Annotated in this window: 15 protein-coding genes; 10 read left to right on the forward strand and 5 right to left on the reverse strand. The window is 70.9% G+C overall.

Features of this window, described 5'->3' with window-relative positions:
• Positions 1-39: 39 nt before the first annotated feature.
• Entirely contained in the window at positions 40-1,683 is a 1,644-nt protein-coding gene (argS, locus tag ACH442_RS03030; protein WP_396121030.1) for an arginine--tRNA ligase, read from the reverse strand.
• Between the two features lie 208 nt (positions 1,684-1,891).
• Positions 1,892-3,100 carry an MFS transporter gene (locus ACH442_RS03035; protein ID WP_396120862.1) on the reverse strand — a complete coding sequence of 403 codons (1,209 nt, stop codon included), beginning with the start codon at positions 3,098-3,100 and terminating at the stop codon, positions 1,892-1,894.
• Between the two features lie 37 nt (positions 3,101-3,137).
• Between ACH442_RS03035 and ACH442_RS03040 the strand changes: the two genes are divergently transcribed.
• The 8 genes from ACH442_RS03040 to ACH442_RS03075 all read left to right on the forward strand — a co-directional run bounded on the left by ACH442_RS03040 (position 3,138) and on the right by ACH442_RS03075 (position 10,690).
• Entirely contained in the window at positions 3,138-3,590 is a 453-nt protein-coding gene (locus tag ACH442_RS03040; RefSeq protein ID WP_396120863.1) for a protein-tyrosine phosphatase family protein, read from the forward strand.
• 9 nt (positions 3,591-3,599) lie between these two features.
• Complete coding sequence (locus ACH442_RS03045; protein WP_396120864.1) at positions 3,600-4,448, forward strand: hypothetical protein; 849 nt, start codon at positions 3,600-3,602, stop codon at positions 4,446-4,448.
• A gap of 149 nt (positions 4,449-4,597) precedes the next feature.
• Entirely contained in the window at positions 4,598-5,836 is a 1,239-nt protein-coding gene (gene urtA / locus ACH442_RS03050) for an urea ABC transporter substrate-binding protein (RefSeq protein WP_396120865.1), read from the forward strand.
• Positions 5,833-6,720: an urea ABC transporter permease subunit UrtB gene (gene urtB / locus ACH442_RS03055; protein ID WP_396120866.1), complete on the forward strand. Its 888-nt coding sequence runs from the start codon at positions 5,833-5,835 to the stop codon at positions 6,718-6,720. Before urtA ends, urtB begins: the two co-directional genes overlap by 4 nt.
• A 37-nt stretch (positions 6,721-6,757) precedes the next feature.
• Complete coding sequence (urtC, locus tag ACH442_RS03060; RefSeq protein WP_396120867.1) at positions 6,758-7,852, forward strand: urea ABC transporter permease subunit UrtC; 1,095 nt, start codon at positions 6,758-6,760, stop codon at positions 7,850-7,852.
• Positions 7,853-7,937: 85 nt separating this feature from the next.
• Positions 7,938-8,681, forward strand: a complete 744-nt coding sequence (gene urtD / locus ACH442_RS03065) for an urea ABC transporter ATP-binding protein UrtD (protein ID WP_396120868.1) — start codon at positions 7,938-7,940, stop codon at positions 8,679-8,681.
• Positions 8,674-9,366: an urea ABC transporter ATP-binding subunit UrtE gene (urtE, locus tag ACH442_RS03070; RefSeq protein WP_396120869.1), complete on the forward strand. Its 693-nt coding sequence runs from the start codon at positions 8,674-8,676 to the stop codon at positions 9,364-9,366. The genes urtD and urtE overlap by 8 nt, the downstream gene beginning before the upstream one ends.
• Positions 9,367-9,415: 49 nt before the next feature.
• Positions 9,416-10,690 (forward strand): MFS transporter, encoded by a 1,275-nt coding sequence (locus tag ACH442_RS03075; RefSeq protein WP_396120870.1) that lies wholly within the window; start codon positions 9,416-9,418, stop codon positions 10,688-10,690.
• Here ACH442_RS03075 and ACH442_RS03080 read toward each other — a convergent pair.
• The gene (locus ACH442_RS03080) at positions 10,666-11,286 is read right to left on the reverse strand and encodes a hypothetical protein (RefSeq protein WP_396120871.1); all 621 of its coding nucleotides are present in this window, start codon (positions 11,284-11,286) and stop codon (positions 10,666-10,668) included. The two genes, ACH442_RS03075 and ACH442_RS03080, sit on opposite strands and share 25 nt — an antisense overlap.
• An 18-nt stretch (positions 11,287-11,304) precedes the next feature.
• Positions 11,305-12,189: an SGNH/GDSL hydrolase family protein gene (locus ACH442_RS03085; protein ID WP_396121031.1), complete on the reverse strand. Its 885-nt coding sequence runs from the start codon at positions 12,187-12,189 to the stop codon at positions 11,305-11,307.
• Positions 12,190-12,331: 142 nt separating this feature from the next.
• Between ACH442_RS03085 and ACH442_RS03090 the strand changes: the two genes are divergently transcribed.
• Positions 12,332-12,850: a SigE family RNA polymerase sigma factor gene (locus ACH442_RS03090; protein ID WP_396120872.1), complete on the forward strand. Its 519-nt coding sequence runs from the start codon at positions 12,332-12,334 to the stop codon at positions 12,848-12,850.
• The gene (locus ACH442_RS03095) at positions 12,847-14,100 is read left to right on the forward strand and encodes a hypothetical protein (RefSeq protein ID WP_396120873.1); all 1,254 of its coding nucleotides are present in this window, start codon (positions 12,847-12,849) and stop codon (positions 14,098-14,100) included. The genes ACH442_RS03090 and ACH442_RS03095 overlap by 4 nt, the downstream gene beginning before the upstream one ends.
• Before the next feature lie 97 nt (positions 14,101-14,197).
• On the opposite strand, the gene ACH442_RS03100 is transcribed toward ACH442_RS03095, so the two are convergent.
• Positions 14,198-15,460 carry a PIG-L family deacetylase gene (locus ACH442_RS03100; RefSeq protein WP_396120874.1) on the reverse strand — a complete coding sequence of 421 codons (1,263 nt, stop codon included), beginning with the start codon at positions 15,458-15,460 and terminating at the stop codon, positions 14,198-14,200.
• Between the last annotated feature and the right edge of the window lie 113 nt (positions 15,461-15,573).

Here is a 15,573-nt window from a genome sequence, read left to right on the forward strand (position 1 = left end):
CGGTCGATCAACGCAAGATTGCCCCCGCGTCAAGTTTGATCAAATCTCCTCCGGTGCCTCGATACCCAGCAGAAACAATCCGGTGTGGAGCGTCCGCGCGGTCAGGTCGGCCAGTCCGAGCCGGCCGGCCCGCACCTCCGGCTCGGCCCGCAGCACCGGGCACCGCTCGTAGAAGACCGAGAACGCCTGGGCCAGGTCGTGCAGGTAGACGGCGAGCCGATGCGGTTCGGCCTGCTCGGCGGCGGTCGTGACGGCCGCCTCGAAGCCGAGCAGCGTCAGCGCCAGCGCCCGTTCCGCCGGTTCGGTGACGGTCACCGGGCCCGGCTCACGGCCCGCCTTCCGGAAGATCGAACAGACCCGGGCGTACGCCATCTGCAGGTACGGACCGGTGTTCCCGGTGATCGCGAGCATCCGGTCGAGGTCGAAGACGTAGTCGCCCCGCCGGTCGCCGGAGAGGTCCGCGTACTTGATCGCGCCGATCCCGATCGCCGGTGCGGAGGCCCGGCCGACCGCCTCGTCGAGCAGCGTGGCCAGCTTGACCGAGTCACCGGCCCGGGACTTGAGCATTTTGCCGTCCGCGCCCAGGATCGAGCCGAACCCGATGTGCTCGGCGGTCACCTCCGCGGGCAGCCACCCGGCCGCTCGCGCGACCGCGAACACCATCGCGAAGTGGGTCTGCTGCGGGCTGCCGACCACGTAGAGCAGCCGCTGCCCGCCGAGCGTCCCGGCCCGGTACCGGATCGCGGCCAGGTCGGTCGCGGCGTAGCCGTACCCGCCGTCGGCCTTGCGCACGATCAGCGGCAACGGCTCGCCGTCCCGCCCGGTGAACCCGTCCGGGAACGCACAGAGAGCGCCGTCGCTCTCGCTGAGCAGCCCCTTCTCCCCCAGCTCGGCCACGATGGTGTCCAGATCGTCCTGATACCGGCTCTCCCCCGCGAAGTCGGCCGGGCCCAGCGTCACGCCGAGCCGCGCATACACGTCCAGGAAGTACCGCTCGGACTGCGCGACCAGCTTGCGCCACAGATCCCGGGACAGCGGATCACCGGACTGCAACGCCACCACCCGCAGCCGCGCCCGGGTCCGGAAATCGTCATCGCCGTCGAACTTGACCCGCGCCGCCTGATAGAAAGCGGTCAGGTCGCTGATCGAGTGCTCGGCGTCGCCGCCCAGGTCGACGAGATGCTCGACCAGCATCCCGAACGGCGTGCCCCAGTCGCCCAGGTGATTCACCCGGACCACGTCGTGGCCGAGCCACTCCAGCATCCGGGCCAGCGCGTCACCGATGATGGTCGACCGCAGGTGACCGACGTGCATCTCCTTGGCCACGTTGGGCCCGGAGTAGTCGATCACCACCCGCTGCGGGTCCGGCACCAGCGGCACCCCGAGCCGATCGTCGACGGCGACCGACTGCAGCGACCCGTCCAGCAGGCCGGCGGAAACGGTCAGATTCAGGAAACCCGGCCCCGATACGGCGATCTCGGCGAGACCGGTCAGATCGGCCTTGGCGGCCACGTCGGCGGCGATCTCCCGCGGCGGCCGCTCCAATTCCCGGGCCAGCGCCAGCGGCGCCCCGGACTGGAAGTCGGCGTGCGGCGACGACCGCACCGCGGGATCGACGGGCCGGCCCGCGACCGCTTCCAGGGCGGGCGCGAGCCGATCATGCAGAAGAGATTCCAAGTTCAAGGTCAACACCCGATTTCCTCGTACGGACGAGGCGGGTCGACCAGGACACACATGCGTCACCGGCGGGATCGACCCGCCGGCGGAATGCACAGATCAGCGGCGGCCCTGGGGACGCCGGCGTCGGGAGACGAACACGCTGTGCATGCCGCGAACTATAGCGGGCGCGGGCGTCGTGAGCGACGTGCTTCCTAACGCGTCCGGAGGGCGATCAGTCGTCGTGAGCGACGTGCTTCATCTGCGGCCAGAGGGCGATCAACGAGATCAGCGCGCACACGAACGCGACGCGGAACGGGGTGACCACGCCGTACCGGGAGGCCAGCACCCCGCCGAAGGCCGCGCCGACGACCAGGCCACCGTAGACGCACATGACGGTGACGGCGCCGACCCGGCCCTGGAGCTGCACCGGGACGGCCCGCTGCCGGACCGTGGTGGCGGTGCTCCGCCAGACGAACTCGTGCACTCCGAACAGGAAGAACGTCGGCAACGCGACCCACGGCGAACTGGTGACCCCGAGGATCAGGTGGGTGCCGGTCTCGATGATCAGGCCGATCCGCATCAGGTTGCCCAGGCTGATCCGGGCGGTGAGCCAGCCGTAGGCGACCGTCCCCAGGATCCCGCCGACCGCCCCGACCGTGGTGATCAGGCCGTAGCCGACCGCGCCCAGCCCCAGCCGCTCGGTCGCGTAGAGCACCAGCACCGACCAGGCCGCCCCGAACGCCAGGTTGAAGATCAGGACGATCAGGCAGAGGGTACGGACGGCCGGGTGCCGCACCACCCAGCGCACCCCTTCGAGCACGTCCCGGCGCATGCTCGCCCCGGACTCGGCCCGCCCGTGCGGCGGCAGCGACACCCGGGACACCAGCAGCGTCCCGGCACACAGCAGCAGCATCTCGGCGACCAGCGGCCAGGCCCGGCCCGCGGCGAAGAGCGCGGCGCCGATCGGAGGCCCGGCCAGCTGGTTCAGGGTGACGAAACCACCGGTCAGCCGCGCGTTGGCCAGCGTCAGATCCTCCCGGGCGACCAGCATCGGGGCCAGCGTCGCGGTGGTGTTGTCGGCGAACACCTCGGCCGTGCTCAGCAGCCCCAGCCCGGCCAGAGCGATCTCCACCGTGAGCCGCCCGGAGGCCAGCGTGCCGGCCAGCCCCAGCAGCACCAGGACCCGGACCGCGTTGGCGATCAGCAGGATCCGGCGGCGGTCGTGGCGGTCCGAGAGCACCCCGGCGTACAGGCCGAGGGCCAGCGGCGGTGCCCAGGAGAGCAGCGCGGCCAGCGAGATCCGGAACGGGTCGTCGGTGAGCGAGGCGACCAGCAGTGGACCGGCCGCCGCCGAGATGCCGTCACCGAGATTCGTGGCCCACGACGACGCGACCAGCCAGCGGAAACTCGACCCCAGGCGCGGGGGCAACAGGGTAGCCATCACAAGGCGTGCACGTTACGGAATAACATCCGGGAACATGACCGAATTTGCGGGCTGGGAGCCGGCCGGGGCCGGGGTGCTGCGGCTGCCGTCCGGGCGACTCGTCCGCGGCCGTGGGCTGCGTGCGCCCATGCCGACCGGGCATCCACCCCACCTCGGGGTGTACGTGCTGGGCTCACCGCCACCCGAGTTCGGGTGGGAGAGCCGCTGGGTGAGGTGGCCGGACTTCTGGCTTCCGGCCGACCCCTCGTACGCGAAATCGGTCTTGGCCGAAGCCCTGCGCCGGGCCGAGGGTGAGCGGGTCGAGATCGCCTGTTTCGGCGGCGTCGGCCGGACCGGAACCGCGCTGGCCTGCCTCGCCGTGCTCGACGGCGTCCCGGCGGCGCAGGCCGTGGCCTGGGTGCGCGAACGCTACAACCGGCACGCGGTCGAGACGCCGTGGCAGCGTCGTTTCGTGGCCCGCTTCGAAAGCGTCGGTGCCCTGCCCTAGGGTGCCGGCATGTCGATTCTCGCGACCGACGATCAGTACGTCGATCATCGGTTCTGGCCCCGGGTGTGGCGGTGGATCGCCGTGTTCGTGGTGGCGATGACCGTCGCCGCGCCGGCGGCCGGGTTCGGCGCCTGGCTCGGGTGGCGGGGTGCCGCGTCCCTGCCCACCGATCAGCGGGCGCGGGAGATCGCCGCCGCGGTCGTGCCCGGGATGACGGTCGGTGAGGTCGAGCGGCACGACATGGTCTTCGGCAGCTACTACCCGACGGGCTGCGAGGCGTTCGCCGGGGCGGAGGAGTACGACGCGGGCTCGGTGTCGGTGGTCAAGGCCGGTGCCGTTCCGGTGATGGATCTCGCCGGGGCCCGGGCCGCCCTGCGGCGGGACGGCTGGCAGCTCCGGCCGGATCAGGAGCCGGGCTCGGTGACCGCCCGGCGCGACGGGATCCAGATCGCCGTCCACCAGGGTCCCGGCCCCGGCGGTGTGGTCTTCCACCGGGTGGAGCCGGCTCTCGTCCGGGTTCTCGCCTTGGTCGGCTGGGGCGCGGGGCTGCTGCTGGGCGGGTGGATCGGGTTGCGCTTCAGCCGCCGGTCACGGCCGGCCGCGGCCCGGGTTCTGGGCGGCATCGGCACGGTCCTGCTGCTGGTCCCCACGATCGCGGTCACCGGGGGGCTGTTGCTGCCCGGGCCTGCGCCGATCCCGCCGGACGGGCCGGACGCGCTGTGGGAGCCGTATGTGGCCTGGCCGTTCACCTTCTTCGTGCTCGTCGCGCTGTGCTGCTGGGCGGTGGCCGGCGTGCTGCGCTGGTCGCCGCGGGCGGCCCGCTTCACTCGCGAGTGGACACGCTTCCTGTTCGGCTGAGGCCCCGGCGACCTCACCACGCGCATCCATCGAAACTCGTCATTAAGCGGCGGGTAACGGGCCGGAAATCGACGGCTCCAAGACTGGCGGTGCCCCAGCCGGCGACCCCGGAGGCATGGATTTCCGCTTTCTGTGAGCCAGGAGACTTCATGTTCAGAAATCGCGCGGCCCTCGTCGCGGCGGTCACCGCCGTAGCGCTGCTCACCGCCTGCGGTGCCAGGACCAACGACTCCGCGACGGCCTCCGGGGCCGGCGCCACGATCGACACTTCCGGCTCGTCCGTCAAGGTCGGCCTGCTCAACTCGCTCTCCGGGACGATGGCGATCAGCGAGGTCACCGTCCGGGACTCGCTGAAACTGGCGATCGACGAGATCAACACGGCCGGCGGTGTGCTCGGCAAGCAGATCGAGCCGGTCAGCGAGGACGGCGGGTCGGACTGGCCGACCTTCGCCGAGAAGGCACAGAAACTGATCAGCCAGGACAAGGTCGCGGCGGTCTTCGGCTGCTGGACCTCGGCGTCGCGCAAAGCGGTCAAGCCGGTCTTCGAGAAGAACAAGTCGCTGCTCTTCTACCCGGTGCAGTACGAGGGCCTCGAACAGTCGCCGTACATCTTCTACACCGGCGCCACCACCAATCAGCAGATCGTGCCCGGCCTGGACTACCTCAAGGCGCAGGGCAAGACCTCGCTCTACCTGGTCGGCTCCGACTACGTCTTCCCGCGCACGGCTAACAAGATCATCAAGGCGTACGCCGAGGCCAACGGCATGAAGGTGCTGGGCGAGGACTACGCGCCGCTGGGCTCGACCGAGTTCTCCACGATCGTCAACAAGGTGAAGGCGTCCGGGGCGTCGGCGGTCTTCAACACGCTCAACGGTGACAGCAACGTCGCCTTCTTCAAGGAGTACAAATCGGCCGGCCTGACCGCGGCCGCGATGCCCGTGGTCTCCGTCTCGATCGCCGAGGAGGAGGTCAAGAGCATCGGCACGCAGTACCTGGCCGGGCAGCTCACCGCCTGGAACTACTACCAGACCACGCCGGGCGCGGCCAACGAGAAGTTCGTCAAGGCGTACAAGGCGAAGTACGGCGCGGACAAGCCGACCAGCGACCCGATGGAGGCCGCCTACACCTCGGTCTACCTGTGGAAGTCGATGGTCGAGAAGGCCGGCTCGTTCGACGTGGAGAAGGTCAAGGCGGCTTCCGAGGGAATCACCTACGACGCGCCCGAGGGCAAGGTCACCGTGGACGGCGCGACGCAGCACATCTTCAAGACCGCGCGGATCGGCAAGATCGGTGACGACGGGCTGATCACCGAGGTCTGGAACTCCGGCCAGCCGATCAAGCCGGACCCGTTCCTCAAGGGTTACCCCTGGGCGAGTGGCCTGTCGTGACCCTCGTCCTGAGCCAGCTGTTCACCGGGATCAGCATCGGTGCCGTCCTCCTGCTGATCGCTCTCGGACTCTCGCTGACCTTCGGCCAGATGAACGTGATCAACATGGCGCACGGTGAACTGATCGCGGCCGGCGCCTACACCGTCTACGTGCTGCAGAAAGTGATCAGCGGGGCCGGGGTCTCCCTGCTGATCGCCCTGCCGGTGGCATTCGTGGTGGCCGGGCTGCTCGGCGTGCTCATCGAGGTGCTGCTGATCCGGCGGCTCTACGCCCGGCCGCTGGACACCCTGCTGGTCACCTGGGGTGTCTCGCTGATCCTGCAGCAGGTGTTCCGGGACGTCTTCGGCGCGCCGAACGTGCAGACCCGGGCGCCGTCGGCGCTGACCGGCAGCATCCACGTCACCGACGACCTGGTGATCTCCAGCAGCCGGGTCTTCATCCTGGTGCTGGCCCTGGTCGCGGTCGCCGCGCTGACCGCCGGCCTGAAGACCACACCGCTGGGCCGGCGGATCCGCGCGGTGGTGCAGAACCGGGATCTGGCCGCCGTCTCCGGGCTGGCCACCGGCCGGGTGGACCGGCTGACCTTCTTCATCGGCTCCGGGCTGGCCGGGATCGCCGGGGTGGCGCTCACCCTGGTCGGCCCGATCGGCCCGACCATGGGCACCAACCTGATCGTGAACGCGTTCCTGGTCGTCGTCGTGGGCGGGATCGGGCAGCTCAAGGGCACCGTGATCGTGGCGTTCACGCTCGGTGTCCTGCAGTCCACCGTGGAGTACACCACCACGGTCAGCGTTGCCAGCGTGATCGTCTTCGTGGTGATCGTCGCGTTCCTGCAGTGGCGCCCGCAGGGCTTGTTCACGCTCCGGACGAGGAGCCTGGCATGACGAGCGGGATGAATCGGCCGAGGGCGAGGAGCCGACGATGACGTTGCTCCAAGATCCGCCGGAGACCGCGGTGGAGGTGCGGCCGACGAGGAGCCGCGCGCTGGTCGGATTCGGACTCGGCGCCGTCGTTCTGTTCGGGGTGGCGCCGGTCGTGCTCGGTGACTTCCGGCTGAGCCTGCTCGCGAAATACCTGTGCCTGGCGATCGTCGCGGTCGGCATCGGCCTGGCCTGGGGCCGCGGCGGCATGCTCACCCTCGGCCAGGGCGTCTTCTTCGGCCTCGGCGGCTACGCGATGGCGATGCACCTCAAGCTCGCCGACGCGGGCCCCGGCCGGCTGCCGGACTTCATGCAGCTGTACGGGCAGTTGGACGCCCTGCCCTGGTGGTGGACACCGTTCGCGAACCCGGCGTTCGCGCTGGGTGCGACGGTCCTGCTGCCGATGACGGTGGCGCTGCTCCTGGGCCTGCTGATCTTCCGGCGTAAGGTGCGCGGGGCGTACTTCGCGATCCTCTCCCAGGCGCTCTGCGCGGCCCTCGCGATCTTCCTGATCGGACAGCAGGGCACCACGGGAGGCACCAACGGTCTCACCGACATCCAGGGCTTCTTCGGGTACGACCTGAACGACCCGGTGAACCGCCGGACCGTCTACTTCGTCGTGGCGGCCGCCCTGCTCGCCGTGCTCGGCCTCGCCTGGCAGCTGATGCGCAGCCGGTACGGGGAACTGCTGGTCGCGGTCCGGGACGGCGAGGAGCGGGTCCGTTTCCTCGGCTACGACCCGGCGAACGTCAAGCTCGTCGCGTACGTGGTGGCGGCCGGCATGGCCGGGCTGGCCGGGGCGCTCTTCGTCCCGGCGGTCGGGATCATCTCGCCGGCGATGATCGGGGTGGTGCCGTCGATCGAGTTCGTGATCGGGGTCGCGGTCGGTGGACGGGCCGGCCTGGTCGGGCCGGCGGTCGGCGCGATCGCCGTGGCCTGGGCGCGGACGGCACTGTCCGAGCGGCTTCCGTCGGCGTGGACGTACTTCGAGGGGCTGCTCTTCATCCTGCCCGTGGTGTTCCTTCCCGGCGGACTGGCCTCGCTCGCGGTGTTCCTGCGGCGCCGCTCCTCGAAGAAGGAGGTGACTCCCGCGTGAGCGACTGCACCGAGCGGCACCCACCGGAAGCGCCAGGCGGCCCCGCAGGCGAGGGCCAGGAGCGCACGCGAAAGGCAGGCACAGCGTGACTGCTCTGTCCGTACACGATCTGCGGGTCGTCTTTGATGGTTTCGTGGCCGTCGACGGGGTGGATCTCGAGATCCCGGCCGGGGACGTGCGGTTCATCATCGGGCCGAACGGCGCCGGCAAGACCACCCTCGTCGACGCGATCACCGGCCTCGCGAAAGCCACCGGCTCGGTCACTTTCGACGGCCATGAGCTGCTCGGACGCAAGGTCCACCGGATCGCGCGGCTCGGCGTCGGCCGGACGTTCCAGAACTCGACGGTCTTCGAGGAACTGACCGTCCTGCAGAACCTGGACATCGCCGCCGGGTGGAACCGCGGGCCGCTCACGTTGCTGCGCCGCCGCTCGTCGGTACCGCCGGAAGTCCAGCACGCGCTGGAGACGATCCGGCTCACCGCGGTCCGCGACCAGCTCGCCGGCACGCTGCCGCACGGGCAGAAACAGTGGCTGGAGATCGGCATGCTGCTGGTCCAGAACGCCAGGCTGTTCCTGCTCGACGAGCCGGTCGCGGGCATGAGCCACGAGGAGCGCGACGCGACCGGCGAACTGCTCGGCGAGCTCAGCCGCGACCACACGGTCGTGGTGATCGAGCACGACATGGACTTCCTGCGGCGATTCGCCCGGACGGTCACGGTCATGCACGCCGGCACGATCCTCTCCGAGGGCACGGTCGCCGAGGTCCAGGCCGATCCACGGGTCCAGGAGGTCTATCTCGGTCACGCCCTGGAGGCCGGAAATGCTTGAGATCACCGACCTGCATTGCGGGTACGGCCGTAGCACCGTCCTGCACGGCGTGTCGCTCGACGTCCCGGCCGACGGGGTGGCCGCGATCCTGGGACACAACGGCGCCGGCAAGAGCACGCTGCTCCGCGCCGCCGTGGGCCTGCTCAGACCCCGGACCGGCGCGGTCCGGCTGGACGGCGAGGACATCACCCGCCTCGCGCCGCACGAGCGGGTGGCGCGCGGCATGGCGTACGTCCCGCAGGGTCAGCAGAGTTTCCCGCACCTGACCACGCTGGAGAACCTGCAGCTGGTCGCGGACGGCCGCAAGGACGGGCGACCGGCGATGGCCGAGACGCTGGACCTGTTCCCGGCCCTGAAAGAGCTGCTCGGGCGGCGGGCCGGGCTGCTCTCCGGCGGGCAGCGGCAGCAACTGGCGCTGGCCCGGGCGCTGATCACCCGCCCGCGGCTGCTCCTGCTGGACGAGCCGACCGAGGGCATCCAGCCGTCGGTCGTCGCCGAGATCGAGCAGACCATCCTCGGGCTGGCCGCGCGCGGCGGCATGTCGGTCCTGCTGGTCGAGCAGCACGTGGGCTTCGCCCTGCGGGCCGCGGCCCGTTACTACGTCCTGGAGGCGGGCCGGGTCACCTCGACCGGCGACGGCGGCACGGGCGCGGAACCCGCGGTCCGCCAGGCCCTGACTGTTTAGTTGATCACTTAGTGGTACGTGGTCCGGCCGCAGGCACAAGGCTGTGACCATGTGTGCTGCCTGCGGCCAGACCGCGCATGTGCCCGCCGCGCCCCGGCGATTCGCGGCGCTGCGGAACTCCGACGCCCGGACGTACCTGGTCGGCGCGGCACTGGCGATGATGGCCGACAACATCGAGCACGTGATCACGTACTGGGTGTTGTGGGAGAAGTTCCACTCGCCGGTGCTCTCCGGGTTCCAGGTGATCAGCCACTGGCTGCCGTTCCTGTTCCTGTCGGTCTGGTTCGGCTCGCTGGCCGACCGCTACGACTGCCGCCGGGTGATCCAGGCCGCGCAGGGCCTGTTCGCGCTGGTCTCGGTGGCCTGGGGCGTGCTCTTCCTGACCGGGACGCTGCAGATCTGGCACGCGTGCGTGCTGCTGGTGCTGCACGGGATCGCCGGTGCGCTGTGGGGTCCCGGCGAGCAGTTGATGCTGCACGACTTCGTCGGGGACGAGGAACTGCCCAGCGCGGTCCGGCTCAACGCCACGTTCCGCAGCCTGGGCGTGCTCTTCGGGCCGGCGGTCGGCTCGGCGCTGCTGCTCGGGCTCGGCCCGACCTGGGGCATCTTCGCGAACGTGGCCTTCTACCTGCCGCTGACCGTGTTCCTGTTCGTCACGAGGTTCACCGGGCACACCCGGGACGGTGGGGTGCCGCGGAACCGGCAACGGGTCGGGATCAGGGACTCGGTCCGGGTGCTGCGACAGGTCAGCGCCGATCACACCCTGGTCAGCATGATCGTCCTGGGTGGGCTGGGGTCGTTCTTCGTGGGTGCGTCACTGCAGTCCGCGATGCCGCTCTTCGCGCAGGATCTGGGCAGCGGGAGCGCCGGGACGGCGTACGGGATATTGCTCTTTGCCAATGGCGCCGGAGGCGTGCTCGGCGGCCTGGTCCTCGAGGCGACCGGCTGGATCAAGCCGACGGTCCTGTCCGCGGTGATCAGCACCGGGCTCTACGGCCTGTTCACGCTCTTCTTCGCGGTCACCCCGAGTTATCCGGTGGCGGTGCTGCTGCTGGTCGCGGGCGGGGTGGCGAACCTGGCGTCGATGTCGGTCGGGCAGACCGTGGTCCAGCTGATGGCGCCGCCGGCCGACCGCGGGCGGGTGATCGGCGTCTACGGGATGTCCGCGAACGGCCTGCGTTTCGGCAGCGGCGTCACCGTCGGACTGTTCGGCGCGGTCGTCGGGATCCACTGGTCGCTGGGCCTCAGCGCGGCGGCCCTGTGCCTGGGCACGCTGGTGGCCGCCTGGTACGCCCGGGGTCAGTTCGCCGCCAGCGGGGCGTGATAGCACTTCAGGTCCCAGGCGACCGCGTGCGGCGGCGCACCCCGCCGGGCCTTGCGGTGCCCCGCGGCGAACGTGACCGCGGACGAACCGGCCAGGTAACACCAGACGTCCATCTCCTCCTCGTTGCCGTAGTAGAAGAACTCGAACGCGGTGACCCGGTCACCGGCGACGAACGGCTGCTGCAACCGCTGCTGGGCCTCGGCGGGCAGGTTGCCGAGGAAACCGCGCAGGCTCTCGCTGAGCCCGAGATCCACCGGCGGTGGCCCGGCCGCGGTCAGGCCGCCACCCGGGCCGGTGCTCGACGGACTCTGTCGCACCCGCGTCTGGGTGAGTGACCGGCGCACGTAGCGGTGGGCGATCAGCCGCTCCGGGGTCCACACCACCAGGGCGTTCGCGCCGAGCACCACGGCGACCGGCAGGCTCTCGTCGTCGTAGGCGTACCACTCGACGGTCGCGCCGGCCGAGGCGGCGATCCGTCGCCGGGCCTGCTCGGACAACCGGCCCCACCAGTGATCGCGGCCCTGGCCGGGCACCAGGCCGAGCTCGCCGGCCGCGTGCAGAGGGACGGAGGCGGATTTCCCGGGCAGGAAACTCATGGACGTCAGCCTATGCGATCACCAGGTGAAATCACCCGGGTACGTCACGTCGGCGAGCTCGTTCTGGCCCTTCAGGTTCGGGTGGAAGAAGTCGAACGTGTTCAACAGGTCGATGCTGAACCGGACGTCGTGCACCCGGCCCTCGTCCCAGCGGCACCGGCTGCCGTACTTCGCGCAGGCCTCGCGCAGCTCGGCGTCGTACGCGTCGATCCGGTCCCGCACCGCGCGCCGCCGCTGCTCGTCCGCAGCCGCGCTCGAACCCGGGTTGACCAGCATCGACGGACAGACCCCGCCGGCCCGCCACACCCGCACCACCTCGGCGTCGTCGCGCCCGACCTGCCACAGCCGGTACAGGTCGGGGATGCTGGCCACCAGCACCCGCGCCTTCGGCAGGCCCTTCTTCAGCCGGCTCAGCGCCGCGTCCACCCCGTCCCGGAACCTCGCCACCGAGGTCATGCCGCTGACCGAGGCGGCGCAGGCGTCGTTCGCGCCGATCAGGACCGTCACGTAGGACACCTTCGCGTCGACCGCGCGGGTCGCCTGCGCGGCCAGCGCGTTCGCCTCGGCACCGGGCTCGGCGAAGTTGTGCGCGTGACCCTTGATCTTCGGGTTCTCGGCCAGGATCCGCCGGTAGTGGCTGTCCACGTCGTCGCCGGTCCCGGTCGACCAGGAGTTCCGGCTGCACGCCAGGTAGGCCAGGCAACTGCCGACCCCGGCGGTGATCGAGTCGCCGAGCGCGGCCATCGACGCCGGATAGCCGCTGACCGCGGTGGCCGGAGGCTTCGTCCGCGTCCGCGTCGGCTGGGCTCCGGAGTCGGGATCGGCCGCACCGGCGCCGCCCTCGCAGGCCAGCGCCGTGACCGCGAGCAGGGCCAGGACAGCGAGGTGCCAGCGGCGCAGCATCATTCGACCCAGCCTAGGTTCTGTCCGACGATTCCGGCGGCCACGGCCCGGAAGTGGGTGTGCCGAAAAAATCGCGTACAACCAACAGGGCATCCATCGCGTCGGATATGCGGAAGAGGCCGTCACACCGGAAGCAGGGACCATGTCGGACGGGCTGGACAGGGAGTACCTGGCGTACGTGCACGGACGTGTCCAGGAGTTACGCCGGACCGCGTACCTGCTCAGCGGCGATCGGCATCAGGCCGACGACCTGGTGCAGGAGACGCTGACCAAGCTGTACGCCCGATGGCCGCGCATCCGCGGGGTGGACAACGTCGACGCGTACACCCACACCATGCTGGTGCGCGCGTTCCTCGACGACCGGCGTCGCGGCTGGTGGAAGGTGCGCCTGCTCAACTGGACCCCGGAACCGCCGCCACCCGACCAGGGCGAGCCGGAGGACCGGGCAGTGGTGCGCGCGGCCCTGGCCGGGCTCCCGCCCCGGCAGCAGGCCGTGCTCGTGCTGCGCTACCTGTGCGACCGCCCGATCAAAGAGGTCGCCGAGCTGATGCGCTGCTCCGAAGGCACCGTCAAGAGCCAGACCGCGCACGGGCTGAACCGGCTCCGCGAGCTGCTCGGCCCCCGATTCCCGCAGAACACCGTCGCCCGGAGCCGAGGATGAACAACGACAACATGACGATCGACGACGAGGGTGCGGTCCGGTTGCTCGCACCACTGCGGGGGGAGCCGGACGTCCGTACGGCCGTCGACGTTCCCCGGGCCATGGCCGAAGGACTGCGGCGCCGCCAGTTGCGCCGCTGGTCCTCGGCCATGGCGGCACTGACCCTGACCGGCGTCACCATCGGCGGCGGGTCACTGGCCGTCTCCGCCCTGCGCGACTCCCCCGCGCCGGTGCCGAAACCGACGACGACGAACACGCCGGCCGTCGTCCCGACCGCCGCCGCGCCGACCGGCATCACCTCGTGCACGGTCGCCCGCCTGCCCACCGGCGGAGTCGAGAAAGCCGTCGCCACCGCCGGGGACCCGAGCGGACGCTGGGCCGCCGGGCGGCTCTACTCCGTCCAGGGGCACCCGTCGGAGACGATCGTCTGGAAGGACGGCGCGATCCACCAGCGGCTGCCACTGCCCGGGGCGGACGCCGACATCGTCGACCTGAACCCGGCCGGCGTCGGAGTCGCCAACGGCAACGACGCCGACGACCACGAGCTGGCGTTCCTCTACCAGGACGGGAAGTTCACCCGGCTGCGCGGCGACGCCGTGAGTGCCCGGGCCATCAACGAGAACGGCGTCATCGCCGGCTCCGCCGGCACGGCCGAGCAGGACCCCTACCCGATCCGCTGGGCCTCCGGGGCCGCGGTTCCCGCCCGGCTCCCGCTGCCGCCCGGGGCCACCTCGGGCACGACCGCCGACATCGCCGAGGACGGCACCGTCCTCGGATCGGTCGCCACCGGCAAGAAGTCGGGGACCGCGTACCTGTGGTTCCCCGACGGCACCGGACGCTACCTGCCGCTGCCGGTCATGCGGGACGGGAAGAAAGCCACGTCGTTCTCAGGATCGGCGATCAGCAACGGGTGGGTGTCCGGGGAGGCGGTCTACGAGACGCCGGACGTCACGATGTTCACGCCGATGCGGTACCGGATCTCGACCGGAGAGTTCGAGACGCTGACCACCGACATCGGCAGCGCGCCCGTCATCTCGGCTGACGGATGGGTCGCCGGGGAAGGGCGGGTCTCGCCCGTCATGGTCGGTGCCGGGCGGACGGTGGAACTTCCGGCGTACGGGGCGAAGAGCGCCGGTCCGGGCGATGTCAGCTACGACATACGGGCGATCAGTGCGGACGGGCATGTTGTCGTCGGGTATCGGGTGGGGTCCGGGGTGACCGACGATCCGCTTCGGTGGAGTTGCCGGTGACGGGGTGACGGCGGTCCCGGCCGCCCCGTCCCGGCTGGTGCTCAGCGTTGTTCCGGAGTCGGGTCGGCCCCGGCCGGCAGGCGGGGGTGTCGCGTTCTCAGGTGGGTGGCTCGGCGGTGACCGTGCGGATCTCGGCGAGTCCGGCGTTGGCCGTCGTGGCGGAGACTCCGGTCACCGTGAAGCGCAGGCCGGACACCGTCCGCGGCGGGAACGTGACCTGCAGCGGGGCGCCGCCGTCGGGCAGCGGGCCGACCTCGACCCGGCTGCCGTCGGAGAACCGCAGGATCCCCGCGGTGATCCGGTCCACCGGGTTCGGGCGGTCGTAGAGGACGACCCGGTCCAGCCGCTGCGGGGCGGGCCAGCGCAGGTCGAGCCACGCGCCGGCGGTCTCGCCGGCGGTGACCCATTCGCCGGTGAGGGCGGGGCCGAGGCGCCCGTCCACGGCTTTGGCCGGCAGTTGCACGGTGGCGACGTTCGCCGAGGACGCGGTGACCCGGGCCTGGGCGGCGACGTTGCGGCCGGGCCCGACCGGGGCGGCGACCAGCACGTTGCGTCGCAGGTAGGCGCCGTACGTCCCGCGCATGCACCAGTCTGCGGTCTGGCACACCACCGGGTCGTGCGGGGCGTAGGTGAGGAAGTGGCCGAGCTTGGTCGCGTACTGTTCCCCGGTCAGGTTCGCGGGGTGCCGGTCGACCGGGTACCCGAGGTGGCCGATCGTCCGGTGCGGGCCACGATAGCGCTGCTGGGCGGCCCAGACGAGGTAGCCGACGGTGTGGTGGTCGTCGTGGTCGCCGTCGCCGTAGGCACCCCGGAAGTCGAGTGTCCGGATGATCCGCGGCCGATGGGTCTCGAACAGCGAGCCGAGCACGCCGAGCAGGCTCGCCCGGGTGTAGGCGGGGCTGCCGTCGAGCGGTCGTACCCGGGTCGACGGGTCGAGCCAGAGCAGTTGCAGGGTCTGGTCGGGCCAGCCGCCGACCCGGTCGGGCAGGCGCAGGAAGAGCAGGGTGATCGCGGCGCCGTCAAGGGTGGCGCGGTGCACGGCGTGACCGTTGACGGTCAGCGTGTCCTCGGTCCAGCGTGACGGGCGGGCGGCCATCCGGGCGTACGCCGCCATCTCGCCCTCCTCACGCCCGCGCCAGTACGCCGGCCCGCGGGCGGCGTCACCGGACGTGACGTAGAGCGTCGTGACGCAGCGCCCGGCGCGGACGTCGTCGCTGATCTCCGGGTTCACGAAGAGCAGGTCGTCGTCCTCGTGCGCGACGACGGTCATCGCGTCGGGGCACGTCACGGCGGTGTGGGCGGCGGGGGTGGGCACGAAGGCCGACGCCAGGGCGAGCAGCACCGCGGCGAGCTTGACCAAATGCGTACGAAACGGACACACAGCGGGTCGAACGGTCGGGGGCCGGGTCCGGTGATGACCTCCGTGCGTCGGAAAGAGAAATCATTTGGTGAATGAAGTTACGTTCTCTTTGC

This window comes from Actinoplanes sp. NPDC020271, assembly GCF_044388125.1.
GTDB lineage: Bacteria > Actinomycetota > Actinomycetes > Mycobacteriales > Micromonosporaceae > Actinoplanes.